Below are 23,331 nucleotides of genomic sequence, written 5' to 3' on the forward strand. Positions count from 1 at the left end.
ATGGCCAAGGTACTGCTGACCGCCGCGCTGCGCGGCGAATACGAACAGCTCTTCAACAGCTGCCAGATCCGCCCGGCGCGCGCCGCCGAGGTGGAGGCGCTGGTCGAGCGCATCGAGGACAACCAGCCGCGCTACGCCGAGGTCGGCAAGGCCCTGGGCATCCCCTGGGGCTTCATCGGCGTGGTGCACTGCATGGAAAGCGGCCTGCGCTTCGACCGCCACTTGCACAACGGCGACCCGCTGACGGCGCGCACCGTGCAGGTGCCGGCGGGGCGGCCGAAGGAGGGCAAGCCGCCCTTCACCTGGGAGGAGAGCGCCGAGGACGCCCTGCGCCTGAAGCGCCTGGGCGCGGGCACCGACTGGAGCCTGGCCGGCACCCTCTACCAACTGGAGGCCTACAACGGCTTCGGCTACCGGCTGTACCACCCCCATGTGCTCTCGCCCTACCTGTGGAGCTACTGCAACCACTACCAGGGCGGCAAGTACGTGCAGGACGGCACCTGGTCCGACAGCGCCCAGTCCAGGCAGTGCGGCGCCGCGGTGCTGCTGCGGCGCATGGCCGAGCGCGGCCTGCTGGAGTTCGTCGACCAGCCGAAGCCGAGCGCGGCCCGGCCGCTGCTGGTGAACTACTCCATGAGCCTGTCGGAAGACGCGGCCGAGGTGCGCCGGGTGGAGGAACTGCAGACCTGGCTGAACAGCTTCCCGGGCGTCTTCGTCAAGATCGACGGGGTGCCCGGCAAGCGTACCTCGGAGGCCTGGCGGCTGGTCACCGGCGGCTACCTGCCCGGTGACCCGCGCGCCCGGCGGCGGGCGGCCGCCTGAGGCTCACCAGATGGGGATGCTGTAGTTGGCGATCAGGCGGTTCTCGTCCATGTCCGCGCCGTGGCTGCTGCGCGCGGTGACGTTGCGCCAGCGCAGCGACAGCCCCTTGAGCGGCCCGTCCTGCAGGGTATAGGCCAGGTCGGTGTCGCGCTCGTACTCGTGGCCGTCCTCCAGCCCCGCGCCGCGACGGATGTCGTCGCCGCGGGTGTAGCGGGTCATGAAGCTCAGGCCGGGGAGGCCGAGGGAGGCGAAGTCGTAGTCGTAGCGCAGCTGCCAGGACTTCTCCCCGGGCTGGGTGAAGGTCTGGATGGTCATCAGGTTGTGCGAGTAGGGCGGGGTGTAGCCGTTGAGGGTGGGGAAGCCGTCGTCGCCCATCATGTCCTGGTAGGCCACGCCGATGGCATGGGCGCCGGCGCGCAGGGTGAACATCACGCTGAGGTTGCGGTTGTCCACCGGGCCCGAGATCGCCTGGCCGTCGTCGTCGCTGTCGAAGTAGCGCAGGTCGCTGCGCAGCGACACGCCCTCGGCCAGCGGCAGGGTGTGCACCAGGCCGTAGAAGTGCTGCTGGTAGATGTCCTTGAGCTGGCCGTAGAAGTAGCTGGCGGTCAGGTTCGGGGTGAAGGCGTAGCTGGCGCCGGCGAGGTTGAACTCGTCGCTGGCGAAGGCCTTGCTGCGGCCCATGATGTACATGTCGTCGCTGCCCGCCGACTCGCGGGTGCGCGACTTCCACAGCTGGCCGGCGGTGAGCGTCAGCCTGTCGACCTCGTTGGAGGTCAGCAGGGCGCCGTCGAAGGTCTGCGGCATCAGCCGCACGTCGTCGCGGAACACCACCGGCAGCTGCGGCTCCAGCAGGCCGATGTTCAGCTGCGTCTTCGAGTAGCGCAGCTTGGCGGTCAGCCCGGCATGGCTGTAGTCGTCCACCGGCTCGCGCGAGTTCGGCCCGAAGGGCAGGGTGCCGTCGCCGCTGCGCCCGCGGCCGGAATCGAGCTTGACGCCGAGCAGCCCGGTGGCGTCCAGGCCGAAGCCGATGGGGCCCTCGGTGAAGCCCGACTGCAGGCGCAGGACGAAGGCCTGGGACCAGTTGCCGGCCTGGGATTGCGCGGCGTTGTCCTGGCGGTAGTCGCGCAGCTGGTAGAAGTTGCGCAGGTCCAGGCGGCCGCTGCTGTCATCGATGAAGTCGGCCTGGGCGGCCAGCGGCAGCAGGCTCGCGGCCAGCAGGCCGTAATGGAATGGAATGCGCTTCTGAGTGTGTGTGGCGGACATGGTTCTTCCCTTGTTGTTCTTGTTCTGCACCCCCGGCGGGGGCCTGCGGGAAGGGGTTTTATCACATAATTAATTTGTTAACGATATGCATGAGCGAGCGGGAGCTTTCGCCCCGCAGATCGGGCATTTTCCTATGGGGGGCCGGAAGCGCCTGTTCTATAAAGTCGAAACCCGCGGAATAACTGGCATTCCGTAGTGGCTGGCTGACATCTTGTTACATTTATCACGACGGCATTGCGCCACCCCACGAAATGAGCATATTGTTAAAGTGTTAACGATGTGCCTGAATCTAGCCCTTCCCGGACGCCGCCAGGTGTCCGCCCGACGATAAGAACAACACCGAGGTAACGGCATGAAGAAATCCTCCTTCCTGGCCCTGCTGCTCGCCTGTGGCAGCCTGGCCCCGGCCCTGGCGGCCGAGCGCGTGACGCTGAAGATCGCGCACTTCCTCCCGGCCAGCTCCAACGCCCAGCAGCACGTCATCCAGCCCTGGTGCGACACCCTGGCCCGCGAGTCGGAGCAGCGCATCCAGTGCCAGATCTACCCCTCCATGCAGCTCGGCGGCACCCCGGGGCAACTGCCGGACCAGGTGCGCAACGGCGTGGTGGACATCGTCTGGACCGCCCCCGGCTACTCGCCCGGGCGCTTCCCGCGCAGCGAGGCGGTGGAGCTGCCGTTCATGCTGCCGGCCAACGGCGTGCAGGCCTCGAAGATCATCTGGCAGTTCTACCAGCAGGCCCTGCAGGACGATTACAAGGGCTACCGCGTGCTGGCCCTGCACAGCGACGGCGGCATGCAGCTGCACACCACCGGCAAGGCGGTGCGCCAGCTGGAAGACCTCAAGGGCCTGAAGCTGCGCGCCTCCTCGCGCATGAGCGCCCGCCTGGTCACGGGCCTGGGCGCGGCGCCGGTGAGCATGCCGGCGGCGCAGCTCACCGAGTCGCTGTCCAAGGGCGTGATCGACGGCGCCCTGGCCAGCTGGGAGCTGATCCCGGCGCTGAAGCTCGACGAGGTGACGCAGCATCACACCGACGTGCCGCAGGGCCGCCCGACCTTCTCCATCACCCTGCTGGGCATGCTGATGAACCCGCGCAGCTACGAGCGCATGCCCGACGACCTCAAGGCAATCCTCGACCGCAACAGCGGCGAGGCCCTGGTGCAGCGCTTCGGCGAAGCCTGGGACGGCGAGCTGGCTAGGGCCCGCGAGATGGTCGCCAGGGACAGCGTGGCCAGCTTCGAGCCGGCGGCCTACCAGCGCCTGCGCGAGGCGGGCGACAAGGTCACCGCCGAGTGGGTGGCCGATGCCGAGGGCAAGGGGCTGGCGGGCAGGCAACTGGCCGAGCAGCTGCGCGAGCTGTCCCGGACCGCCGGCGTCGAGCTGTAAGGGGTGGCCGCGATGAGCGAGATGCTGTCCCTGGAAGGCGCCGTGCCGGTACGCAGCAAGGGCCTGCCGGTGCGCCTGCTGGAGGCCGTGGCGCAGGGCTTCGCCTACGCCGGCGGCGCCGTGCTGCTGGCCCTGGTGGGCATGTCCCTGGTGTCCATCATCGGCCGCAAGCTGTGGTCGACGCCGGTCACCGGCGACATGGAGCTGCTGGAGATGGGGGCGGCGGTGGCCATCGCCGCCTTCCTGCCGCTGTGCGAGATCCGCAACGGCCACATTCGCGTGGAGATGTTCTCCAACTGGATGCCCCTGGCCGTGCGCCGCGGCCTCGACGCCCTGGCGCACCTGCTGTTCGCCGCGGTCGCCGCGGTGCTGGCCTGGCGCACCGGGCTGCAGGTGCTGGAGGCCCACGCCAACCAGGACAGCAGCACCCTGCTGGCGGTGCCGCACTGGATCCCCCTGGCGCTGGTGGTGCCGAGCCTGGCGCTACTGTGCCTGTGCGCCCTGTGCCGCAGCCTGCTGGCCTTGCTGGATGAAGGAGCCGTGCGATGAGCGGAATGGCCCTTGGCCTGTGGATGTTCGCCGGGCTGCTGGCGATGCTGGTGCTGCGCGTGCAGGTCGGCGTGGCGATGTTCCTGGCCGGCGCGCTGTGCTTCCTGGTGATCAACCAGGGCGACCTCGGCGCCTTGCTCTACACCCTCAACAACCTGGCCTACGCGCGCCTGTCCAACTACGACCTGGCGGTCATCCCGCTGTTCGTGCTGATGGGCCAGTTCGCCACCCACGGCGGCCTGTCGAAGGCGCTGTTCCGCTGCGCCTCGGCCTTCATCGGCCACTGGCGCGGGGGCCTTGCGCTGTCGGCGGTGGGCGCCTGCGCCGGCTTCGGGGCGATCTGCGGCTCGTCCCTGGCCACCGCGGCGACCATGGGCCAGGTGGCCCTGCCGGAACTGCAGCGGCACAAGTACTCCGGGCGCCTGGCCACCGCCTCGGTGGCGGCCGGCGGCACCCTGGGCATCCTCATCCCGCCGTCGGTGCCGCTGATCATCTACGCGGTGCTGACCCAGGAATCCATCGCCAAGCTGTTCGTCGCCGCCATGCTGCCGGCGCTGGTCGCGGTGATCGGCTACATGCTGGTGATCCGCATCCAGGTCGCCCGCGACCCCAACGCCTGCCAGCCGGCGCCCAAGGCCAGCGGCCGCGAGCGGCTGGCGGCCTTCGTGCAGATCCTGCCGATCCTGGCGATCTTCCTGGTGGTGATCGTCGGCATCTACGGCGGCTGGGCCAACCCCACCGAGGCGGCCTCCATCGGCGCCGCGGCCTGCGGCCTGCTGGCGGTGCTGCGCGGCGGCATGCGCTGGGACGGGCTGGGCAAGAGCCTGACCGGCACCGCCGAGGCCAGCGCCATGATCTTCCTGGTGCTGCTGGGCGCCGACCTGCTCAACTCCGGCCTGGCCCTGACGCAGATGCCGGTGGAGCTGGCCACCTGGGTCCGCGACAGCGGCCTGGCGCCGCTGCTGGTGCTGGCGGTGATCCTGCTGATCTACCTGATGCTGGGCTGCGTGATGGACTCGCTGGCGATGATCCTGCTGACCATCCCGATCTTCTACCCGATGATCATGGGCCTGGAGTTCTTCGACCTGACGGCCGGGGAGAAGTCCATCTGGTTCGGCATCCTGGCGCTGATGGTGGTGGAGATCGGCCTGATCCACCCGCCGCTGGGGATGAACCTGTTCATCGTCAACAGGCTGGCGAAGGACGTGCCCTACATGGAAACGGCCAAGGGCGTGCTGCCGTTCCTGGCCTCGGACCTGCTGCGCATCGTGCTGCTGGTGCTGGTGCCGGGGTTGTCGCTCTGGTTGCTGAGTTTCTGAACCGGAGAGCCCGCTCGACCGTAGGGCGAATAACCGTTCGCGGTTATCCGCCGATACGCGGGGGGCACAGTCAATGCCCAGTCCAACCCCGGAGCCGTCGGGGATCACGGTCAAACGGCGGATAACGCCGTAGGCGTTATGCGCCCTACGCCAGGCCCGACCATGACGTAGGGCGAATAACCGTTCGCGGTTATCCGCCGATACGCCGGGGCCACCGCCAATGCCCAGGTCAACCCCGGAGCCGCCGAAGGTCACGGTCAAACGGCGGATAACGCCGTAGGCGTTATTCGCCCTACGCCAGGCCCGACCATGACGTAGGGCGAATAACCGTTCGCGGTTATCCGCCGATACGCCGGGGCCACCGCCAATGCCCAGTCCAACCCCGGAGCCGTCGGGGATCACGGTCAAACGGCGGATAACGCCGTAGGCGTTATGCGCCCTACGCCAGGCCCGACCATGACGTAGGGCGAATAACCGTTCGCGGTTATCCGCCGATACGCCGGGGCCACAGCCAATGCCCAGCCCAACCCCGGAGCCGCCGAAGATCACGGTTAAACGGCGGATAACGCCGTAGGCGTTATGCGCCCTACATGGGATGGTGTGGGCGGGGCGGCGTAGGAGCGGACTCCGTCCGCGATCGGGCTCACCAGTTCAATAGGTGATGCACACCGACTTTTCCTCCGTGAACCCCTCGATCGCCGCCCGCCCGAACTCCCGTCCCAGGCCCGACTGCTTGTAGCCGCCGAACGGCAGGTTGGGGTCCACCGGCACGTGGTTGTTGACCCACACCGTGCCCGCCTCGATCCGCGGGATCAGGTCCATCACCCGGCCCAGGTCGTTGCTCCAGATGCTCGCCGCCAGGCCGTAGGGGTTGTCGTTGATCTGCGCCACGGCGGTGTCGAGGTCGTCGTAGCTCAGCACCGAGAGCACCGGGCCGAAGATTTCCTCGCGGGCGCAGGCCATGCCGGCGTCCACCCCGTCCAGCACCGTCGGTTCGACGTAGTAGCCGGGCAGGTCCGGGCGGCCGCCGCCGCAGACGAAGCGGGCGCCCTGTTCGCGGGCCAGGGCCAGGTGGCGCAGCACGCTGTCCTGCTGGCGGCGCGAGACCAGCGGGTTGACCTGGGCCTGCGGGTCCAGGCCCGGGCCGATGCCCAGCCCGCCCACCTGGTCGGCCAGGCGCTCGACGAACTCCGCGTGGCGGCTGCTGTGGACGAACAGCCGCGAGGCCGCCGCGCAGACCTGGCCCTGGTTCAGCAGGCCGCCGCCGATGGCGCCGGCCACGGCCTTGTCCAGGTCGGCGTCGGGCAGCACCAGCATGGGGTTCTTGCCGCCCAGTTCGAGGGTGAAGCGCGTCATGTTCTGCAGGGCCGCGCCGCCGACCAGCTTGCCCACCGCGGTGGAGCCGGTGAAGGACACCTTGTTCAGCAGCGGGTGCGCCACCAGCGCCGCGCCGGCCTCGGCGCCGCCCAGCAGGACGTTGAAGATGCCGGCGGGGATGCCCGCCTCGATGGCCAGCTCGGCCGCGCGCAGGGCGGTCAGCGGCGTTTCGTCGGCTGGCTTGATGATCACCGTGCAGCCGCAGGCCAGGGCCGGCATCACCTTCCACAGGGCGATCATCAGCGGGAAGTTCCACGGCACTATGCCGGCCACCACGCCCACCGGCTCGCGGCGGGTGTAGGCGTTGAAGCGCGCGCCGGCCGGCATGGGGATGGAGACGTCCAGCGTCTGCCCCTCGATCTTGGTGGCCCAGCCGGCCATGTAGCGCATGTAGCCGAGGGAGGCGCCGACCTCGATGGCGCGGGCGATGTGGATCGACTTGCCCTGTTCCAGGGTTTCCAGCTGCGCCAGCTCTTCGGCGTGGCGCTCCACCAGGTCGGCGAAGCGCAGCAGCACGCGTTCCCGCTCGCTGGGCGCCAGGCCGCTCCAGGCGCCGGAACGGAAGGCGCGGTGGGCCGACTGCACGCAGGCATCCACCTGCTCCAGGTCGGCCAGGCGCACCTCGGCCAGGGGGCTGTCGTCGGCGGGGTTGCGCAGGGTGCGGCGGGCGTCGCCGGCCGGTGTGCGCTGTTCGCCGTCGATGAAAGAGGCATGGGGGCGGGCGAGGCGGGCCTGCACCTCCGGGAGGATCGGGGTCAGCGGGCTGGACATGGGCGGCTCCTGGGCTGCGATGGTCGATGGCCCAGGCTAGCGGCGGCCTGCGCCGGCGGCTTGTCCGAGGCTGCCAGGCGGGCATGACCCCGGCTGCCGGCGTGGCAGCCGTGGACAAGTCCGCCGGCAAGCCTGGGCAAGACGCCAGCAGGCCGCGGGCGCACAGTGGGCGCCAGGCTCCACCGCGCCGCTTGCCGGCGCCCCGGCGCAGGGGAGGGTGGGGCGCGGCCAATCCAACAATAAGCGGCCGCGACGGGGCATCGCCCCTTGCATGCCTAAGCCACAACAAACCAGAACATCTGCTTAGAGGCCCACCACCATGTCCATCCAGCAGCAGCTCGACGCCCACCTCAGGCGCGGCTCGGTCGGTTTTCCCACCGCCCTGGCCAGCACCATCGGCCTGATCATGGCCAGCCCCGTCATCCTCACCGCCACCATGGGCTTCGGCATCGGCGGCAGCGCCTTCGCCGCGGCCATGGTGATCGCCATGCTGATGATGCTGGCGCAGTCCACCACCTTCGCCGAGGCGGCCTCGATGCTGCCCACCAGCGGCTCGGTGTACGACTACATCTCCTGCGGCATGGGGCGCTTCTTCGCCATCACCGGGACCATCGCCGCCTACCTGATCGTCCACGTCTTCGCCGGCACCGCCGAGACCATCCTCGCCGGGGTCATGGCGCTGGTGAACTTCGAGCACCTCAACACCCTGGCCGAGTCCGCCGGCGGCTCCTGGCTGCTGGGCGTGGGCTTCGTGGTGGTGTTCGGCATCCTCAACGTGTTCGGCGTCAACGCCTTCGGCAAGGCCGAGGTGGTGCTGACCTTCGGCATGTGGACCACCCTGATGGTGTTCGGCGTGCTCGGCCTGCTGGCCGCACCGGCGGTGCAGCTGGACGGCTGGTTCGGCGCCTCCCTGGTCGGCACCGACCTGCAGACCATCCTCTCGCTGGTGGGCATGGCCATGTTCATGTTCGTCGGCTGCGAGTTCGTCACCCCGCTGGCGCCGGACCTGCGCAACTCGGCCAGGGTGATGCCGCGGGCCATGGCCCTGGGCCTGTTCGGCGTGGCCTCGTGCATGTTCATCTACGGCGCGGCGATGAAGCGCCAGGTGGAGAACGTGCTGCTCGACCCGGCCGCCGGCGTGCACCTGCTGGACACCCCCATGGCCATCCCGCGTTTCGCCGAGCAGGTGATGGGCCAGGTCGGCCCGCTGTGGCTGGGCGTGGGCTTCCTGTTCGCCGGCGCCGCCACCATCAACACGCTGATGGCCGGCGTGCCGCGGATCATGTACGGCATGGCCGTGGATGGCGCGCTGCCCAAATGCTTCGCCTACCTGCAGCCGCGCTTCAAGACCCCGGTGCTGTGCATCCTGGCGGCGGTGCTGATCCCCTGCCTGCACGCCCTCTGGCTGCGCGGCAACACCGACCACATCATGAACCTGGTGCTGGCCGCGGTCTGCGCCTGGAGCACCGCCTACCTGCTGGTGACCCTCTCCGTGGTGCTGCTGCGCATCCGCCGCCCGGACCTGCCGCGGGCCTACCGCTCGCCGCTGTTCCCGCTGCCGCAGATCGTCTCCAGCGCCGGCATCCTCATCGGCATGTGGTACATCACCCCGCCGGGCATGAACCCCGCCGACATCTACCTGCCCTTCGCCGTGATGCTCGGCCTGACCGCCGCCTACGCGCTGGTCTGGACGCTGCTGGTGCAGAAGGTCAACCCGTTCCGCCCGGTGCCGGTGGAAGAGGTGCTGGAGAAGGAATTCCGCGCCGAACCCGGCATCCATTCCAGCGAGTTCTATGGCCATGCTTCCAAGGCTGTCTGACTGGCTGCGCCGGCCGCCCTCGGGCTACCGCCCGGGGGTGACCCTGGAGCAGGCCCGGCGCAACCTCGGCGGCCTGGCCTTCGAGGCCCTGGCGCCCGGCGCCGGGCGCTTCAGCACGGTGGACGGCGGGCTGGTCTTCGAGCTGCGCGAGCGGCCCCAGGCGCAGTTCCTCATGCACCTGGTGCTCACCGAGTTCGTCGTCGAGGGGCCGGCCCTGGCGCCTGGCGAGGCGCGCTTCGAGTTGCGCCACCAGGGCGTGCTGCGGCGCCGGGGCGTGGAATGCCGGCAGCGCAGCGGCGATGCGGCCCTGGGCGCGCGCCTGGCCGGGCGCCTGGCGGCCGACGAGCACCTGCAGCGGGCGTTGCCGCCGCTGGACTTCAAGCGCCTGGAACTGGAGTTCGGCGCCGGGCGCTGGCGCATCCGCCTGGAGCACATGGCCGCCAGCGAGGTGGTCAACCGCCTGCCCAGCTTCCGCCGCTACCTGCGCCTGGACCGCGAACAGCGCGACCACCTGCTGCGCGCGCTGTTCCACCTGGGGCGCCTGCTCGGCGACCTCTGAGCGCGGCTTGCCGCGCTTCTTTCATTCACTGTTTATCCAAGGCCACTGGCATGCCGGCTGCATGGGAAACGGCTGTCAGAAATTCGTTGCGGGCAATTAGATAACATGTTAACTGTTTCGCGACAACAACAAGGCCACCCCACGGAGGTGCGTATGCAAGCCCATCACGCGGCCCAGGTCGGGCTGGAAGGCTGGAGCGCGGCGTTGCGCGCCATCTGCGGCCAGTTCGAGACCCAGCTGGCTTTCAGCCGCTCGCTGTTCATCGGCGAGATCCACGCGCAATCGCACTCCGGCCTGACCATGGCGCACCTGCGCACCAATGCCGGGCTGATCGCCCGCAAGCGCCTCAATGCCGACCAGGACGACGACCGCCACTGCTTCCTGATCAGCCAGCGCAGCGGCTTCTCCCAGGTCAGCCAGAACGGCGTGGACATCCAGCTGGCCCCCGGCGAGCTGCTGCTGATGGATTCGGTGGGCAGCTGCGAGATCACCCCCTTCGGCCTCATCGAGCACGCCTCCCTGCACCTGCCGCGCGCGGCGCTGGACAAGGTGCTGCCCGGGCGCAGCAAGTTCGGCAAGGTCTCCGCCGCCTGCGCCAGCGGGCGCATGCTGCACCTGCTGGTGGACCAGCTGTGCCGCGAGTCCGGCTCGAGCCCCGCCGGCGCCGAAAGCGAGGCCCTGGTGAACGCCTTCATCGCCCTGCTGCCCACGGCCCTGGGCGCCAGCGACGAAGCGCCGGCCGGCGGCGAGGCGCTGCAGGGCGGCAACCTGCGCAGCTACGTGCAGAAGGTCATCGACGAATCCCTCGCCCAGCCGGGCCTGAACCCCCAGGGCCTGGCGCAGCGCCTGAACATCTCGGTGCGCCACCTGTACCGCCTGTTCGAGGAGCAGGGCGACAGCGTCTGCCGCTACATCCAGCGGGCACGCCTGCAGCGCAGCGCCGACGACCTGGCCAACCCCATCCTCAGGGGCGAGTCGATCACCACCATCGCCTACAAGTGGGGCTTCACCGACTCGGCGCACTTCAGCCGCGCCTTCAAGAAGCACTTCGAGCGCTCGCCCAAGGACTACCGCGCCTGCGCCCTGGGCGCGGCCTGAGTCACAGCAGCTGGTCGATGAGCACGGCGTTGCTGTAGATCAGGCTGCCGTCGCTGGCGCGGTGGCCCACCAGGTGGAAGTGGCCGCGCTCGTCGCGGTCCAGGTAGACGCGCATCCGGCAGTCGGACAGCGGGCTGTATTCCTCGGGCAGGTTCAGCTCCAGGGTGCTCATGTCGACGTCCACCCAGCGCTCGGGCTCATGGGTGCGCTGCAGTTCCTCCTCGGCGTCTTCCAGGTGCCGGCGGTCGGTGCCGCTGAGGTAGAAGTGGATGTCCTCGATGGGCATGGGCTGGGCGTCGGGGTTGGTCTTGCACCAGCCTTCGATGGTCAGGGTGCTCATGGCGTGGCCTCCGTTTCGCTGGCCGGCAGCAATCGCCCGGCCTGTCCCGATTGGACCACGCGTGCGCCGTACCTGCTGCGGCGCCTGGACAGACGGAGCGATGGCCGGTGCGGGGCACCGGCCATCGGGGCTCAGTCGGCGAGCTGGCGCGCCAGGTCCCGCACGCGCTGGCGGAGGAAGGCCGCCGCCTCGGCGCCCGGCTGCTGCAGCTGGATGAACTCCAGCAGCGGGTCGTCCACCGCGGTGCGGATGCCGCTCATTTCCTCCAGCACCGCCAGGCCGCAGAAGGGCACGTAGGCCTCGGCGTAGCCGCCCTCGTGGACCAGCACCAGGCGCCCGTCGCAGAGCTGTTCGGCGGCCTCGCGCAGGCGCGCGGTCATGGCGCGGAAGGAGCCGCTGTGCAGCAGCATGCGCGCCAGCGGGTCCACCGCGTTGGCGTCGTAGCCGCAGGCGACGACGATCAGCTGCGGGCGGAAGCGCCGCAGGGCCGGCAGGACGATTTCGTCCAGCGCCTGCAGGTAGGCGTCGTGGCCGCTGCCGGCCGGTAGCGGGATGTTCAGGTTGGCGCCCAGGCCGGCGCCGCGGCCGCGGTCGGCGACGCCGCCGTAGCCCGGCGGGAAGCAGTTCTCCTGGTGCAGCGAGAGGCTCAGCACGTCGCCGCGTTCCTCGTAGATGGCCTGGGTGCCGTTGCCGTGGTGCACGTCCCAGTCCACCACCGCCACCCGCTCGATGCCGTGGTTCGCCCTGGCCGCCTCGATGGCGATGGGGATGTTGGCCAGCATGCAGAAGCCCATGGCCTGGTCGGCCAGGCAGTGGTGGCCCGGCGGGCGCGACAGCGAGTAGGCGTTGTCCGCCTCGCCGCGCAGCACGCAGTCCACCGCGGCCATGGCCAGGCCGGCGGAGAGCCTGGCGATCTCGTAGCTGCCCGGGCCGATGGGCGCGTGGTCGCCCAGTTCGCCGCCGCCGGCGTCGCTCAGGGCCTTGAAGCGTTGCAGGTAGCGCTCCGGGTGCACGCGCAGCAGGTCCCGCTCGCTGGCCGGCTCGGCGCTGCGCAGGTCCAGCTGGCGGGTGAGGCCGGAAACGTCCATCAGGTTCTTCAGGCGGCGCTTGCTTTCCGGCGATTCGGCGTGGCCGCCGCCGGCCGGCGGCTGCACCCAGCCGCCCACGGGCAGGAACAGGGCGTGCTGGCTGGCGCTGTGCCAGAGGCTCAGTTCGTCGAAGAAGAACGCGGTGCGTCGGGTCATGGAAGGCTCCATTCATAGGTGTTCTCAGGGATTCACAGGGGTTGCGCAGTGGCGGCCGCCGCGCGCGGGCGGCTGCCGAGGATCAGCGGCAGGGACAGGGCGGTGAGCGCGGCGGCGCCCAGCAGCAGGCCGTGGAAGCCGCCGTCGGCGCCGATCAGCCGCCCGCCGAGGGCCGGGCCGAGGGCCAGGCCGGCGCCTATCACCAGGTTGCTCAGGCTCATCAGCCGGCCGCTGGCGTCCAGCTCGGCGAGGCAGGCGAGGATGAACGGCAGGGCGTAGGTCCAGGTGAACTTGAACAGCAGCGCGGCCAGGGCGAAGCGCGCCAGGCCCGGGGCGCCGAGCAGCAGCAGGATGGCCACGGCCATCAGGGCGAAGCCGCCGGCCAGCTGGCGTTCGCGGCGCCAGCGCTCGCCCGCCAGGCTGGCGCAGGCGGCCCCGGCGATGCCGGCCAGGGTGGCCACGGCCAGCACCTCGCCGCCCAGGGTGGCGGCCAGCCCGGCGCGTTCGCCGATGGCGCCGACGAAGGTCCAGACCGCGCTGAGGGCGACGTAGAAGCCGAGCAGGCCGAGGATGGCGGCGGCGATCTTCCAGCGCGGCGCCTCGACGCCGCCGCGGCTGCCGGCGCTGGCCACGGCGCCGCGGGGGAAGGCGCGCACCAGCGGCAGCGCCAGCAGCATCAGCCCGGCCAGCGCCAGGTAGCCGGCGCCCAGGCCGTAGGCCTGGTACAGCCGCGGCAGCACGGCCAGGCCGACGGCGCCGAGCACCAGTTGGCCGAGCACCCAGATGCCGTAGGCGCGACTGGGGTTGGGCATGCCGGCGGCGCAGGACAGGCAGAGGATCATCAGCGAGCCGCCGCAGAAGGCGCTGAGGGCGCGCAGGGCGAGCAGCGCCTGGTAGCCGCTGGCGCTGGCCGAGGCCAGGTTGGCTAGGATGAAGCCCAGCGCCGCCAGCAGCCCGGCCAGGCGCCAGTCCACGCGCCTGAGCCAGAACAGCGAGGGCAGGGTGGCCAGGCTCATGGCGCCCAGCTCGACGGCGAACAGGTCGCCGATGCGCGCCGGCGCCAGCTGCAGCTGGGTGGCCAGCTGGCTGGCGATGGCCGGGGCGGTGAGCAGCACCGCCGGGGTGATGGCGGCGAACAGCACCACGGCCGCCAGCAGGGCCGGGGAGGGATTGCGCGGAAGGGGCATGGCGGCGACCTCAGAAGGCGTGGACGAAGCGCAGCAGCAGGTTGTCCTGGGCATACGCGTTGGCGGTGGAGACATTGCGGGTGAGGCCGAGCAGCACCTGGTTGCGCTTGTCCAGCCAGTGGCCGACCTCGAAGCCGGCCTGGGTGTAGCGCTGGTGGCTGTCGTCGATGTCGTGGCCGCCCAGGCGCAGGGCGCCGCCGTCGGCGGCGATCAGCCGCAGCGCGGCGTAGGTGGCGGGGGTGAAGTCGTAGGAGGCGAACGCCTGCAGGCGGTACAGCGGCTTCTGTTCGAGGGTGGCGCCGAGGTAGTCGTCGTTGTCGCCGTAGAGCTGGGCCTCGAGGTTGGCTTCCAGCACCCAGTTCTCGCCGACGCCCCGGGTGTAGTTGTAGTTCAGGTGCAGGGCCCAGCGGTTGGCCCCCGGCGACACGCCCGGGTCCTTGGCGTGGTACTCGCCCAGGGGCAGGCTGACCAGGGCCAGCAGGCCGCTGTAGGTGCGCGTCTGCGGCTCGTCGATGAAGAACAGCGTGCCGCCCACCTGCGGGTCGCCCAGCCCGCGCTCGCGGCTGTGCTCAAGGGCGCCGGGGCCGCGCGCCTCGATGTCGGCGTAGGGCACGATGAACTGCGGCGTGCACAGGCGCCCGCAGATGTCGCTGAACCACAGCTGGCGGTAGGCCAGGGCATTGACCTTCAGGTCGGCCTTGCCGGTGCTGTCCGCCGCGCCGTGGTAGTCGTCGGAGCGCGTCAGCGGCAGGTAGGCCACCCCCAGGCTGGTGCCCACAGGGGCGGAAAAGAAGTCGCGGGCGTTGAGGTCGGCGGCCTGGGCCTGGCCGAGGTACAGCGCGCCAAGGGCGCAGAGCGAAAGGCTTGGGTGCAGCTTCATGGTGGTTTTCTTCTTCTGTGAGGCGGGCGAAAGCCTCCCCTGGCGCCGCGCGGGGGCGCGGCGTCGGGATGTGGAGGCGGTGGAGGGAAGCGGCCGGCGTCAGCCGGGCGGGTGGTGCAGCAGCTGGGCGATGCCGGCCTTGCCGTTGACGCCGAGCTTGCTGTAGATGCTGCGGATGTGGTGGCGCACGGTGTTCGGCGCCAGGCCCAGCTCGCGGGCGATTTCCTTGTAGGTGCTGCCCAGGCCGAAGCGCTGCGCCACCTCGGCCTCGCGGGTGCTCAGGCGGGCCATGGCCGGGCACAGGCGGGCGCTGAGCAGCAGCAGGTCGTGCACGGCGGTGGCCTGCAGCTGCAGGCGCTGGCCGCTGTAGCCGGCGGCCGGGTCGACCGCCTCGGGCAGGCAGGGGCCGGTCCAGCGCGGCCACTCGTGCAGCAGCAGTTCGACGAAGCCGCGCTCGGCATAGTGCAGCATGCCGCGCCGGTCGCACACCGCCAGGGCCAGCGGGTTGGGGGCGTCCAGGCGCTCGCGCAGGGCCACCAGCGCGCGGATCTGGTTGGCCCCTTCGGCGGCCACCAGGTGCGGCATCATCTGGTCCACCAGGAAGCGTTCCGCGGCGTCGAAGGGGCGCGCGCCGGCGCGGCGGTACAGGCTCAGGTGCAGGCTGAGCTGGGTGCGCGGGTCGATGTGGATGATGCAGAGGAACTCGCCGAAGCCGTGGCGCTCGGCCAGCCAGCGCAGGCCCGGGGTGCAGTCGGCGGCGCGGGTGTCGATGCGCACCGAGCGGCCGGGGGTGGCGTAGACGCGCTTGACGGTGATGTCCTGGTGGCGGATCGCCTGCCAGTCGGCCAGGTAGCTGTCCGGCAGCCGGAACAGGTGGCTGCTGTGCTCCAGCGGCAGGCCGTCGACCAGCGCCGCGCGGCCCCACCAGGCCATGTCGAAGTCCAGCAGCTGCCGCAGGCGGTGCATGGCGGCGGCGTGGAAGCCGGCTAGCGCGCATTCCTGGGCCAGGCGCTGGAGGTCCAGGACCAGGGCGTTGAATTCGCTGAAGCGCTGGGCGCCGAAGGTCAGGTCGAGGGTGCTGCTCATGGGGTCCCCCTGCTGCGACTTTAGTTGTTGTTGTCAGTCATCAGTGAGCGGCCGGGTGTCGGAACGACAGGGCAGGGCCTGGGGTCGAGTATCTTCGCTGCGCTGCGCGCCCGCCATCCTGCAGATGCAGGATGGCGGGCCCTTCAGGCCAGCGCGGCGGTGCTTTCCGGCAGGGTGGCGCCGCCGTCCACCACCAGGGTCTGGCCGGTGATGTAGGCGGCGGCGTCGGAGGCGAGGAAGAGCATGGCGTTGGCGATGTCCGCCGGCTGGCCGAGGTGGCCCAGGGGGATGCCGGCGGCGATGCGCGCCTCCAGGGCCTGGTCGCCGAGGTTGGCCATGGCCGGGGTGCGGATCATACCCGGCTCCACGCCGTTGACGCGCACCTTGCGTGGCGCCAGTTCCAGCGCGGCGTTGCGGATGAAGCCGTTGACCCCGGCCTTGGACGCCGCGTAGTGGCTCAGCCCCGGGTAGGCCACCCGGGGGCCCGTGACCGACGAGGTGGCCAGCACGCAGCCGCCGTCGCGCGCGGCGAACAGCGGCAGGGCGGCCTGGGTCAGCCAGAACAGCGCGCCCAGGTTCACCGCCAGGGTGCGTTGCAGCAGCTGCGGGGTGATGGCGGCGAAGTCGGTCAGCGGGAAGTGGGCGGCGTTGTGCACCAGCACGTCCAGGCCGTCCAGCCCGGCGAGGGCGGCGGCGATGGCCGGGGGATCGGCCAGGTCCACGGCCAGCGCCCGCGCCTCGCGGCCCTGGCTGCGCAGTTCGCCGGCCAGGGCTTCGACGGCGCCTGCCTGGCGGTCGAGCAGCAGCAGGCTGGCACCGGCTTCGGCGAAGCCCTCGGCGATGCGGCGGCCGATGCCCTGGGCTGCGCTGGTGACCAGCACCCGCTTGCCACCGAAGTCGAAGCGCGTCATGGCCCATCCTCCAGGCGTTCGAAGGCCAGCGTCGGCAGGTCCACCACGCCGGCGCCGCCATCGGCCACCAGGCAGGCGCCGGTGACGATGGCCGCCGCGTCGCTGGCGAGGAACCGGCACAGCCCGGCGATCTCGTCCGCCGTGGCCGGGCGGCGCAGCGGTACCTCGGCTGTGACCCGCGCGTAGGCGGCGTCCAGGCTTTCGCCATGGTGCCGCATCAGCGGCTGCATCTCGGCGTCGGCCATGGGCGTGCGCACCCAGCCCGGGCACAGAGCGTTGACGCGCACGCCGCGCGGGCCGTAGTCCCGCGCCAGGGAGCGCATCAGGCCGATGAGGGCGTGCTTGGCGACGGTGTAGCCGCACACGCCGGGCCCGGCCACCAGGGAGGCGATGGAGCCCACCAGCACCATGTTGCCGCGCCGCGCCAGCAGCGACGGCAGGCAGGCGCGGGCGCTGGCGAAGGCGCTGTCGAGGTTGCCGCGCAGGGCCTCGCGCCAGGCCGCATCGCTGGTCTCGCCGGCCGCGCCCAGGCCGTGGCCGCCGGCGCAGGCGACGAGTACGTCGATACCGCCGAACGCCACCTCGATGCGCTGCACGAAGCCCTGCCAGGTTTCGCCGTCGGCGGCGTCGCCGGCCAGCACCAGGCCGCCGGTGCTGGCGGCCACCTGTTCCAGCGCCTCGTGGCGGCGGCCGATCAGCACCAGTTGGTCGCCCGCTTCGGCGAAGCGCCGCGCGCAGGCCGCGCCTATGCCGGTGCCGGCGCCGGTGATGACGACGACCCGGCCGCTCATGCGTACACCGTGCGGTTGAGCTCGTCGCAGTAGGAGGCGACCGGGAAGTTGGACAGCTCGTCGAAGGCGGCGCCGGCATAGCCGAAGATCTTGCCGTCGCTGCGGTGCTGCTGCAGGTCGATCATCACCAGGCCGAGGGTGGGGACGATCTTCTCGCGCCAGACGAACAGGTACAGCTGGTCGGCGACCTTGTAGTAGTGGCAGCGGTCGGTGTCGCACAGCCCGGCTTCGACGCCGCCCAGGCACTGCCAGGTGTAGAAGCCGTCGTTCAGGTAGATGTGCTCGTAGACCTCGCTGGGGCTGTAGCGGTAGCGGTTGCGCAGGCCCACCAGCTCGCGGGTCGGGGCGTGGGGGCAGGCGCCGTCCCGCCAGGGGCGGTCGAGGCTGCCGTGGAGGATCTGCACCTGCACGCCGGTCAGGTCCTTGCCGGCCAGGGCGCGGGCGTAGAGGCCCTCGGCGGTGTCCGCGGCATCGGGCAGGCGGCCGAGCACGGCGGTGAAGGACTGGCTGTGGCGGTCCAGCACCAGGCTGACCGACCAGGCCTGGCCATCCTCGCGCTTGATGAAGTCGACCAGGACGATGCCGGGGCGCACCGAGGTGGCGCGGTAGGGCGCCTCGCCCGTGGAATGGCCGTCGGCGGCGCGCCAGCGGGTGGTCTCGGCGTCGAACTGGTGCTCGATGCGCCAGCCGTTGGCGAAGTGCAGTTCCAGGCGCTGCCCGGCGAGGTCGGCCAGGCGCGGCAGGATGAAGGCTTCGGGGGCGAAACCCTCGGCGAGGGCGCCGACGGTGATCCAGTCGGAAGAGGGGCTCATGGGTGGGACTCCTGTGTCTGTGGAGCCCCCATGCTGCGCGGTGTGGCGCGGGCGGAACATCAACCGGATGGTTGATCCAGGAACAGCCGCGCCAGCAGTTCGGTGCGGCTGGCCACGCCGGCCTTGCGGAACAGGTGGATGAGGTGCGTCTTCACCGTGGCCAGGCCCAGGCCGAGCTGGCGCGCCAGGTCCTTGTTGCTGGCGCCGTCGCGCAGCAGCAGGGCGATCTCGCGCTCGCGCGGGGTGAGCCGCTCGAGCGCGCCGGGGCTGCGCGGCAGGGCCTGGGCGGCCAGCTCCAGCAGCCCCTGCAGGGCCCGCAGGCGGTCGAGCTCGTCGCTGGAAAAGGGTGATTCGCCGATGCGCCGCAGCAGGGAAAGCCCGGCCAGCGGGCGGCCCTTGTCGGCGGCGATGACTTCCACCACGTCGATCACCCCGTGACGGCGCAGGAAGCCGTGGTAGCGCTCGCGCTGCGCATCGGGCTGCTGCGCCATGCCCACGGCCAGGGGCACCACCGGCAGCCCGGTGGCCAGGCAGGCGCGGGGCTGCAGCGGGTCGAGGCGGTGGTAGTGGTCGAGGTAGTCGGCATGCATCTGCCGGCCCATGCCGAGCAACTGGAAGTCGCAGGCCTGCAGGTCGGCGTCGATGCGGTAGAAGGCGGCGCGGGTGCTGGGGACCAGTTGCTGGAAGCTGTGCAGGCAGCGTTGGCCGATGTGTTCGGGGGTGGGCATGGGCTGGGTCCTGCGTGGGGGTGGGGCCAGGTGCCTGAGGAGAGCTTGTTTCCCTCTCCCTGAAGGGAGAGGGGACCGTTCGGAGTGGCTGGGTTTTCCAGCGTCAGCCGGCAGCTCCAGGGCTGCCGGCTAAAACCATTGTCGACGCCGGCACGGACAAGCCCCCTCTCCCTTCAGGAAGAGGGCTGGGGAGAGGGGCTCTTCAAGTTCCCGAACCAGGCCTCAAACCACCGCGTAATAGTGCTTCACGAACCCCTCGCCCGGCACCTCCCACAGCACCGGAGTGCCCTTGGTCACGAACCAGCTGTCGCCGGCCTTGTACAGCTGGCTCTGGCCGGTGGATTCGTCGGTCAGCCGCACCTCGCCGCTGACCACCGTGGCCTGCTCGTTGAACGGGTAGGTCATGCGGAACTTGCCGCCGGTGGTGCCGAAGTAGGCCGCGCTGACCGGGTCGGTGGGGGCGCCGGCGGTCATCTTGCCGAAGGCGAGGACCTCGCCCTCGAGGATTTCCGAGCCGAGGTCGGCCACCGTGCCCCAGGCGTCCAGTTGGTCGAGGGTGATGCCTTGCTTGATGGGGGTGAGTGCCATGTGCTTGCTCCTGTGCAAGTGAAGGGAAAAGAGGCTTCAGCGCCGCCCGGTCCAGTAGCCGGACACCTGGTGCCAGGTCTTGCCGGCGCTGAGCAGCAGCGGGCGGACCTGGTCCTTGCCGTGGACGCGGATGCGCTTCACCGAGCTGATCAGGTCGTAGCGCGCCGAGCCTTCGCTCATGCCCTCGGCCAGCACCTTGCAGATGATGTGGCTGGGGGTGACGCCGAAGCCGGAATAGCCCTGCACGAAAAAGGCGTTGGGGCGGCCGGGCAGGGCGCCGATCTGCGGGAACAGGTTGGGGCTGCAGGCCATGGGGCCGCCCCAGGCGAGGTCGATCTTCACGTTCTCGAGGTAGGGGAAGATCTTCAGCATCAGCTTGCGGTTCCAGGCCTTGAGGTCGCGCGGGATGTGCTCGATGAAGGGCGTGGCGGCGCCGAACAGCAGGCGGTTCTCGCGGGTCACGCGGTAGTAGTCGATGACCGGGCGGATGTCGCTGTAGGCGCCGCGGATCGGGCTGATGCGCTGGATGAGCTCGTCCGGCAGCGGCTCGGTCATCATCTGGAAGGCGTAGGTGTTGATGGTGCTCTTGTGCAGCTCCGGCTCCAGCTTGTTGAGGAAGCTGTCGCAGGCCCAGAGCAGCTTGCTGGCCTTCACCGAGCCCTTGGCGGTGCGCACGGTGATGCGCTCGCCGTAGGTCACGTCCAGCGCCGGGCTGTATTCGAAGATCTTCACCCCGTGGCCGGCCAGGGCCTTGGCCTCGCCGAGCAGCAGGTTGAGCGAGTGCACGTGGCCGCCGCCCATGTGCAGCAGGGCGCTGGAATAGGCGTCGGAGCCGATGATCTGGCGCACCTCGGAGCCGTCCAGGTAGCGGATCTCGTGGCGCGAGTCGAGCGACTTGAACTCGCGCTCCCAGGCCCGCAGGGTCTTCGCCTGGCGGGCGTTGAAGCCCATGTAGCCGTAGCCGTGGCAGAAGTCGGCGTCGATGTCGTACTTGCGGATGCGCTCCTTGATGATGTCGGCGCCCAGGTCGCTGATCTCGAAGATCTGCCGCAGGCCGTCCTCGCCGACGTCTTTCCTGATCTTCTCCAGGTCGTGGCCGATGCCGGCCATGATCTGCCCGCCGTTGCGCCCGGTGCCGCCGAAGCCGAGGTAGCGCGCCTCCAGCACGACGATGTCGGTGATGCCCTTCTCGGCCAGCTCCAGCGCGGTGTTGATGCCGGAGAAGCCGCCGCCGATCACGACCACGTCGGCCTCCAGGTCCGCCTCCAGGGAGGGGAAGGCGAGGTCGTACTTCTTGGTCGCGGTGTAGTAGGTGGGGGTCTCGATGTTGATCATGACTGCAGCCTGGAACCGGAGGGAAAGGGGTGCGACTGGCGTCGCGCGGATGGCCTATTAGGGCCCGCGCGACGCTGTTTGTCTTGATCCAGGCTGCCCGGCTTCTTGTCCGGGGCTGACAGGCCGGCGTCAGCCCTGCAGCAGGCTGCGCACGTGCTCGACGGCGGCGCGGGCGCAGCTGCAGTCCAGTTCCTCGGAGGCGCCGGACACGCCGATGGCGCCGATCACCTCGCCGGACAGGCGAAAGGGCTCGCCGCCGCCGTACAGGGCCAGCCCCGGTTGCAGCGGCAGGCCCTGGCGCACCGCGTCCGAGCAGCGCTCCAGGCGCGCCTGCCAGTCGCGGGTGGGCAGGTTGAAGGCGGCGGCAGTGCGCGCCTTGCTCAGGGCGATGTCGCGGGACGGCGCGGGCGCCGCGTCCATGTGCGCGCTATGCACCGGCAGGCCGCTGGCGTCGACCACGACGATGCTGACCCGCGCCTGCAGCTCTTCGGCGCGGTTCAGCGCGGCCTGCAGGGCCTGCATGGCGAGGGTCAGGGTAAGGCTGGTCTGCTGGCGAAGGAGGTGGGACATCGGCGGTTCTCCAGGGAGGGGCGGTCGTGCGAATGATAGTTAATATCTTAACTTATCCAGGTCGCGGGAATCGGGCCGTCGCCGGCGGCCCGCGTCGCTTCCCATGGCCGATAACGAAAGGCCCCACGGCGGACTGCCCGTCCGCCGTGGGGCCTGGTAGGACTTTCCGTACGGCCGCTCAGGCGACCTCTCGGTGGGGCGGGGCTCAATACACCGAAGGGGCAGAGGGGGCCTGGGCCTGGGCGCCGCCCTTGAACCGGCCGGCCAGCTCGCGCAGCGAGCGCATCAGCAGGCTGGTGTCCACGCCCACGGCGACGAACTTCGCGCCCAGTTCCAGGTAGCGCCGGGCCAGCTTCTCGTCGGCGCTGAGGATGCCGGCGGCCTTGCCGGCGCGCTGGATGCGGACGATGGCGTCCTCGATGGCGGCCTGCACGTCCGGGTGCCCCGGGTTGCCGCGGTGGCCCATGGCCGCGCTGAGGTCGGCCGGGCCGATGAACACGCCGTCGACGCCGTCCACCGCGGCGATGGCATCGAGGTTGGCCAGGCCTTCGAGGTTCTCCACCTGTACCAGCAGGCACATCTGCGCGTCCGCCTCGTCGAGGTAGCCGGGGATGCTGTTCCAGCGCGAGGCGCGGGCCAGGGCGCTGCCCACGCCGCGCACGCCGAACGGCGGGTAGCGCATGGCGCGGACCAGCTCGGCGGCCTGTCCGGCGGTGTCCACCATGGGCACCAGCAGGGTCTGCGCGCCTATGTCGAGCAACTGCTTGATCAGCGCCGTGTCGCCGACCACCGGGCGGATGATCGGCTGCGCCGGGTAGGGCGCCACCGCCTGAAGCTGGCCGAGCAGGCTGCGCAGGTCGTTGGGCGCGTGCTCGCCGTCGAGCAGCAGCCAGTCGAAGCCGGCATTGGCCGCCAGCTCCGCGCAATACGGGTCGGCCAGGCCGAGCCAGAGGCCGATCTGCGCGTCGCCGGAAAGAAGGCGGGCCTTGAAATGATTCACGAACATGGAGGGCTCCTCGGGCTGCAGGCTTCAGGCGACAGGCTGCAGGCAAAGAGCGCTCTTGCCTGTCGCCTGCAGCCTGAAGCCTGCCGCCTCAAACAAATCGACAGGAAATACTGCCGAGCTGGTCGTAGTCGACATGGAAGGTGTCGCCGGGGGCCGCGGCCACCGGGCGGGTGAAGGAGCCGCCGAGGATCACCTGGCCGGGCTCCAGGGTGACGTCGTAGGGGGCCAGCTTGTTGGCCAGCCAGGCCACGCCCTTGGCCGGGTGGTTGAGCACCGCGGCGGAGACCCCGGATTCCTCGATCACGCCGTTGCGGTAGAGGATCGCCGGCACCCGCCGCAGGTCGATGTCGCCGGGCCGCACGGCGCGGCCGCCCATGACCACGCCGGCGTTGGCGGCGTTGTCGGAGATGGTGTCGAAGACCTTGCGGGTGGCCTTGGTCTGCGGGTCCACCTGCTGGATGCGCGCGTCGATGATCTCCAGCGCCGGGATCACCCACTCGGTGGCCTCCAGCACGTCGAACAGGGTGACGTCCGGGCCTTTCAGCGGCTTGCCGAGGATGAACGCCAGCTCCACTTCCACCCGCGGCACGATGAAGCGTTCGAAGGGGATGTCGCTGCCTTCGTCGAAGAACATGTCGTCCAGCAGCGCGCCGTAGTCCGGCTCGGTGATGTTCGACGAGACCTGCATGGCGCGCGAGGTCAGGCCGATCTTGTGGCCCTTGAGCACGCGGCCGTTGGCTATCTTCCGAGCCACCCAGGCGCGCTGGATGGCGTAGGCGTCCTCGATGGCGATGTCCGGGTAGTCGAGGGAGAACTGCCGCACCTGCTGGCGCGAACGCTCGGCGGCGTCGAGGCGGGCGGCGGCTTCCTGGATGAGGGTGGCGTCGAGCAT

General features: G+C 70.4%; 23 protein-coding genes. 7 read left to right on the forward strand and 16 right to left on the reverse strand.

The window, feature by feature from the left end; translation table 11 throughout:
• Entirely contained in the window at window positions 1–822 is an 822-nt protein-coding gene (locus tag CHC02_RS24330) for a hypothetical protein (protein ID WP_089393976.1), read from the forward strand.
• Window positions 823–825: 3 nt separating this feature from the next.
• On the opposite strand, the gene CHC02_RS24335 is transcribed toward CHC02_RS24330, so the two are convergent.
• Window positions 826–2,085, reverse strand: a complete 1,260-nt coding sequence (locus tag CHC02_RS24335) for an OprD family porin (protein WP_089393977.1) — start codon at window positions 2,083–2,085, stop codon at window positions 826–828.
• Between the two features lie 352 nt (window positions 2,086–2,437).
• On the opposite strand from CHC02_RS24335, the gene CHC02_RS24340 reads away from it, so the two are divergent.
• Genes CHC02_RS24340 through CHC02_RS24350 form a run of 3 tightly spaced genes read left to right on the forward strand, consistent with a single transcriptional unit; the run spans window position 2,438 to window position 5,337 of the window.
• On the forward strand, window positions 2,438–3,469 hold the full coding sequence (locus CHC02_RS24340; RefSeq protein ID WP_089393978.1) for a TRAP transporter substrate-binding protein: 1,032 nt from the start codon (window positions 2,438–2,440) through the stop codon (window positions 3,467–3,469).
• A 12-nt stretch (window positions 3,470–3,481) separates the two neighbouring features.
• Entirely contained in the window at window positions 3,482–4,018 is a 537-nt protein-coding gene (locus tag CHC02_RS24345; RefSeq protein WP_089393979.1) for a TRAP transporter small permease, read from the forward strand.
• The gene (locus CHC02_RS24350; RefSeq protein WP_089393980.1) at window positions 4,015–5,337 is read left to right on the forward strand and encodes a TRAP transporter large permease; all 1,323 of its coding nucleotides are present in this window, start codon (window positions 4,015–4,017) and stop codon (window positions 5,335–5,337) included. The genes CHC02_RS24345 and CHC02_RS24350 overlap by 4 nt, the downstream gene beginning before the upstream one ends.
• Window positions 5,338–5,988: 651 nt before the next feature.
• Here CHC02_RS24350 and CHC02_RS24355 read toward each other — a convergent pair.
• Window positions 5,989–7,485, reverse strand: coding sequence for an aldehyde dehydrogenase family protein (locus CHC02_RS24355; protein WP_089393981.1), 1,497 nt, complete (start codon window positions 7,483–7,485; stop codon window positions 5,989–5,991).
• A gap of 319 nt (window positions 7,486–7,804) precedes the next feature.
• Between CHC02_RS24355 and CHC02_RS24360 the strand changes: the two genes are divergently transcribed.
• From CHC02_RS24360 to feaR, 3 genes are all read left to right on the forward strand, one after another.
• Complete coding sequence (locus CHC02_RS24360; protein WP_089393982.1) at window positions 7,805–9,304, forward strand: APC family permease; 1,500 nt, start codon at window positions 7,805–7,807, stop codon at window positions 9,302–9,304.
• Complete coding sequence (locus CHC02_RS24365; RefSeq protein ID WP_089394027.1) at window positions 9,285–9,863, forward strand: DUF3156 family protein; 579 nt, start codon at window positions 9,285–9,287, stop codon at window positions 9,861–9,863. The genes CHC02_RS24360 and CHC02_RS24365 overlap by 20 nt, the downstream gene beginning before the upstream one ends.
• 153 nt (window positions 9,864–10,016) lie before the next feature.
• Window positions 10,017–10,961, forward strand: a complete 945-nt coding sequence (gene feaR, locus CHC02_RS24370) for a transcriptional regulator FeaR (RefSeq protein WP_089393983.1) — start codon at window positions 10,017–10,019, stop codon at window positions 10,959–10,961.
• Window position 10,962: 1 nt separating this feature from the next.
• Here the strand turns inward: feaR and CHC02_RS24375 are convergent, their stop codons facing one another.
• From CHC02_RS24375 to hpaH, 14 genes are all read right to left on the reverse strand, one after another.
• Entirely contained in the window at window positions 10,963–11,301 is a 339-nt protein-coding gene (locus tag CHC02_RS24375) for a hypothetical protein (protein WP_089393984.1), read from the reverse strand.
• Between the two features lie 131 nt (window positions 11,302–11,432).
• Entirely contained in the window at window positions 11,433–12,545 is a 1,113-nt protein-coding gene (locus tag CHC02_RS24380) for a class II histone deacetylase (RefSeq protein ID WP_089393985.1), read from the reverse strand.
• Between the two features lie 32 nt (window positions 12,546–12,577).
• The gene (locus tag CHC02_RS24385; protein ID WP_089393986.1) at window positions 12,578–13,732 is read right to left on the reverse strand and encodes an MFS transporter; all 1,155 of its coding nucleotides are present in this window, start codon (window positions 13,730–13,732) and stop codon (window positions 12,578–12,580) included.
• 10 nt (window positions 13,733–13,742) lie between these two features.
• On the reverse strand, window positions 13,743–14,612 hold the full coding sequence (locus tag CHC02_RS24390; RefSeq protein ID WP_089393987.1) for a transporter: 870 nt from the start codon (window positions 14,610–14,612) through the stop codon (window positions 13,743–13,745).
• Window positions 14,613–14,711: 99 nt separating this feature from the next.
• Window positions 14,712–15,698, reverse strand: coding sequence for a helix-turn-helix transcriptional regulator (locus CHC02_RS24395; RefSeq protein WP_089393988.1), 987 nt, complete (start codon window positions 15,696–15,698; stop codon window positions 14,712–14,714).
• A 143-nt stretch (window positions 15,699–15,841) separates the two neighbouring features.
• Window positions 15,842–16,609 carry an SDR family oxidoreductase gene (locus CHC02_RS24400; RefSeq protein ID WP_089393989.1) on the reverse strand — a complete coding sequence of 256 codons (768 nt, stop codon included), beginning with the start codon at window positions 16,607–16,609 and terminating at the stop codon, window positions 15,842–15,844.
• Window positions 16,606–17,400 carry an SDR family NAD(P)-dependent oxidoreductase gene (locus CHC02_RS24405; protein ID WP_089393990.1) on the reverse strand — a complete coding sequence of 265 codons (795 nt, stop codon included), beginning with the start codon at window positions 17,398–17,400 and terminating at the stop codon, window positions 16,606–16,608. Before CHC02_RS24405 ends, CHC02_RS24400 begins: the two co-directional genes overlap by 4 nt.
• Window positions 17,397–18,212, reverse strand: a complete 816-nt coding sequence (locus CHC02_RS24410) for a molybdenum cofactor biosynthesis F family protein (RefSeq protein WP_089393991.1) — start codon at window positions 18,210–18,212, stop codon at window positions 17,397–17,399. The genes CHC02_RS24405 and CHC02_RS24410 overlap by 4 nt, the downstream gene beginning before the upstream one ends.
• 59 nt (window positions 18,213–18,271) lie before the next feature.
• Entirely contained in the window at window positions 18,272–18,940 is a 669-nt protein-coding gene (locus CHC02_RS24415; protein WP_089393992.1) for a helix-turn-helix transcriptional regulator, read from the reverse strand.
• 222 nt (window positions 18,941–19,162) lie between these two features.
• Window positions 19,163–19,528, reverse strand: a complete 366-nt coding sequence (locus CHC02_RS24420; protein WP_089393993.1) for a cupin domain-containing protein — start codon at window positions 19,526–19,528, stop codon at window positions 19,163–19,165.
• A gap of 36 nt (window positions 19,529–19,564) precedes the next feature.
• Window positions 19,565–20,863, reverse strand: coding sequence for an NAD(P)/FAD-dependent oxidoreductase (locus CHC02_RS24425; RefSeq protein ID WP_089393994.1), 1,299 nt, complete (start codon window positions 20,861–20,863; stop codon window positions 19,565–19,567).
• Between the two features lie 129 nt (window positions 20,864–20,992).
• Window positions 20,993–21,433: a GlcG/HbpS family heme-binding protein gene (locus CHC02_RS24430; protein ID WP_089393995.1), complete on the reverse strand. Its 441-nt coding sequence runs from the start codon at window positions 21,431–21,433 to the stop codon at window positions 20,993–20,995.
• 205 nt (window positions 21,434–21,638) lie between these two features.
• A complete protein-coding gene (gene hpaI / locus CHC02_RS24435; protein ID WP_089393996.1) occupies window positions 21,639–22,439 on the reverse strand; it encodes a 4-hydroxy-2-oxoheptanedioate aldolase in 801 nt (266 codons plus the stop codon).
• Between the two features lie 88 nt (window positions 22,440–22,527).
• Entirely contained in the window at window positions 22,528–23,331 is an 804-nt protein-coding gene (gene hpaH, locus CHC02_RS24440; RefSeq protein WP_089393997.1) for a 2-oxo-hept-4-ene-1,7-dioate hydratase, read from the reverse strand.

Origin of the sequence: Pseudomonas delhiensis (assembly GCF_900187975.1) — a bacterium.
GTDB lineage: Bacteria > Pseudomonadota > Gammaproteobacteria > Pseudomonadales > Pseudomonadaceae > Pseudomonas > Pseudomonas delhiensis.

Excerpts from the sequence above, each read along its gene's own strand:
- CHC02_RS24375 (WP_089393984.1), bottom strand. The coding sequence starts at position 11,301 with ATGAGCACCCTGACCATCGAAGGCTGGTGCAAGACCAACCCCGACGCC.
- CHC02_RS24410 (WP_089393991.1), bottom strand. The coding sequence starts at position 18,212 with ATGAGCCCCTCTTCCGACTGGATCACCGTCGGCGCCCTCGCCGAGGGT.
- CHC02_RS24345 (WP_089393979.1), top strand. The coding sequence starts at position 3,482 with ATGAGCGAGATGCTGTCCCTGGAAGGCGCCGTGCCGGTACGCAGCAAG.
- CHC02_RS24365 (WP_089394027.1), top strand. The coding sequence starts at position 9,285 with ATGCTTCCAAGGCTGTCTGACTGGCTGCGCCGGCCGCCCTCGGGCTAC.
- CHC02_RS24340 (WP_089393978.1), top strand. The coding sequence starts at position 2,438 with ATGAAGAAATCCTCCTTCCTGGCCCTGCTGCTCGCCTGTGGCAGCCTG.
- CHC02_RS24395 (WP_089393988.1), bottom strand. The coding sequence starts at position 15,698 with ATGAGCAGCACCCTCGACCTGACCTTCGGCGCCCAGCGCTTCAGCGAA.
- CHC02_RS24350 (WP_089393980.1), top strand. The coding sequence starts at position 4,015 with ATGAGCGGAATGGCCCTTGGCCTGTGGATGTTCGCCGGGCTGCTGGCG.
- CHC02_RS24380 (WP_089393985.1), bottom strand. The coding sequence starts at position 12,545 with ATGACCCGACGCACCGCGTTCTTCTTCGACGAACTGAGCCTCTGGCAC.
- CHC02_RS24360 (WP_089393982.1), top strand. The coding sequence starts at position 7,805 with ATGTCCATCCAGCAGCAGCTCGACGCCCACCTCAGGCGCGGCTCGGTC.
- CHC02_RS24335 (WP_089393977.1), bottom strand. The coding sequence starts at position 2,085 with ATGTCCGCCACACACACTCAGAAGCGCATTCCATTCCATTACGGCCTG.
- hpaI (WP_089393996.1), bottom strand. The coding sequence starts at position 22,439 with ATGTTCGTGAATCATTTCAAGGCCCGCCTTCTTTCCGGCGACGCGCAG.
- CHC02_RS24400 (WP_089393989.1), bottom strand. The coding sequence starts at position 16,609 with ATGACGCGCTTCGACTTCGGTGGCAAGCGGGTGCTGGTCACCAGCGCA.
- CHC02_RS24425 (WP_089393994.1), bottom strand. The coding sequence starts at position 20,863 with ATGATCAACATCGAGACCCCCACCTACTACACCGCGACCAAGAAGTAC.
- CHC02_RS24420 (WP_089393993.1), bottom strand. The coding sequence starts at position 19,528 with ATGGCACTCACCCCCATCAAGCAAGGCATCACCCTCGACCAACTGGAC.
- CHC02_RS24415 (WP_089393992.1), bottom strand. The coding sequence starts at position 18,940 with ATGCCCACCCCCGAACACATCGGCCAACGCTGCCTGCACAGCTTCCAG.
- CHC02_RS24330 (WP_089393976.1), top strand. The coding sequence starts at position 1 with ATGGCCAAGGTACTGCTGACCGCCGCGCTGCGCGGCGAATACGAACAG.
- feaR (WP_089393983.1), top strand. The coding sequence starts at position 10,017 with ATGCAAGCCCATCACGCGGCCCAGGTCGGGCTGGAAGGCTGGAGCGCG.
- CHC02_RS24355 (WP_089393981.1), bottom strand. The coding sequence starts at position 7,485 with ATGTCCAGCCCGCTGACCCCGATCCTCCCGGAGGTGCAGGCCCGCCTC.
- CHC02_RS24385 (WP_089393986.1), bottom strand. The coding sequence starts at position 13,732 with ATGCCCCTTCCGCGCAATCCCTCCCCGGCCCTGCTGGCGGCCGTGGTG.
- CHC02_RS24390 (WP_089393987.1), bottom strand. The coding sequence starts at position 14,612 with ATGAAGCTGCACCCAAGCCTTTCGCTCTGCGCCCTTGGCGCGCTGTAC.
- CHC02_RS24405 (WP_089393990.1), bottom strand. The coding sequence starts at position 17,400 with ATGAGCGGCCGGGTCGTCGTCATCACCGGCGCCGGCACCGGCATAGGC.
- hpaH (WP_089393997.1), bottom strand. The coding sequence starts at position 23,331 with ATGCTCGACGCCACCCTCATCCAGGAAGCCGCCGCCCGCCTCGACGCC.
- CHC02_RS24430 (WP_089393995.1), bottom strand. The coding sequence starts at position 21,433 with ATGTCCCACCTCCTTCGCCAGCAGACCAGCCTTACCCTGACCCTCGCC.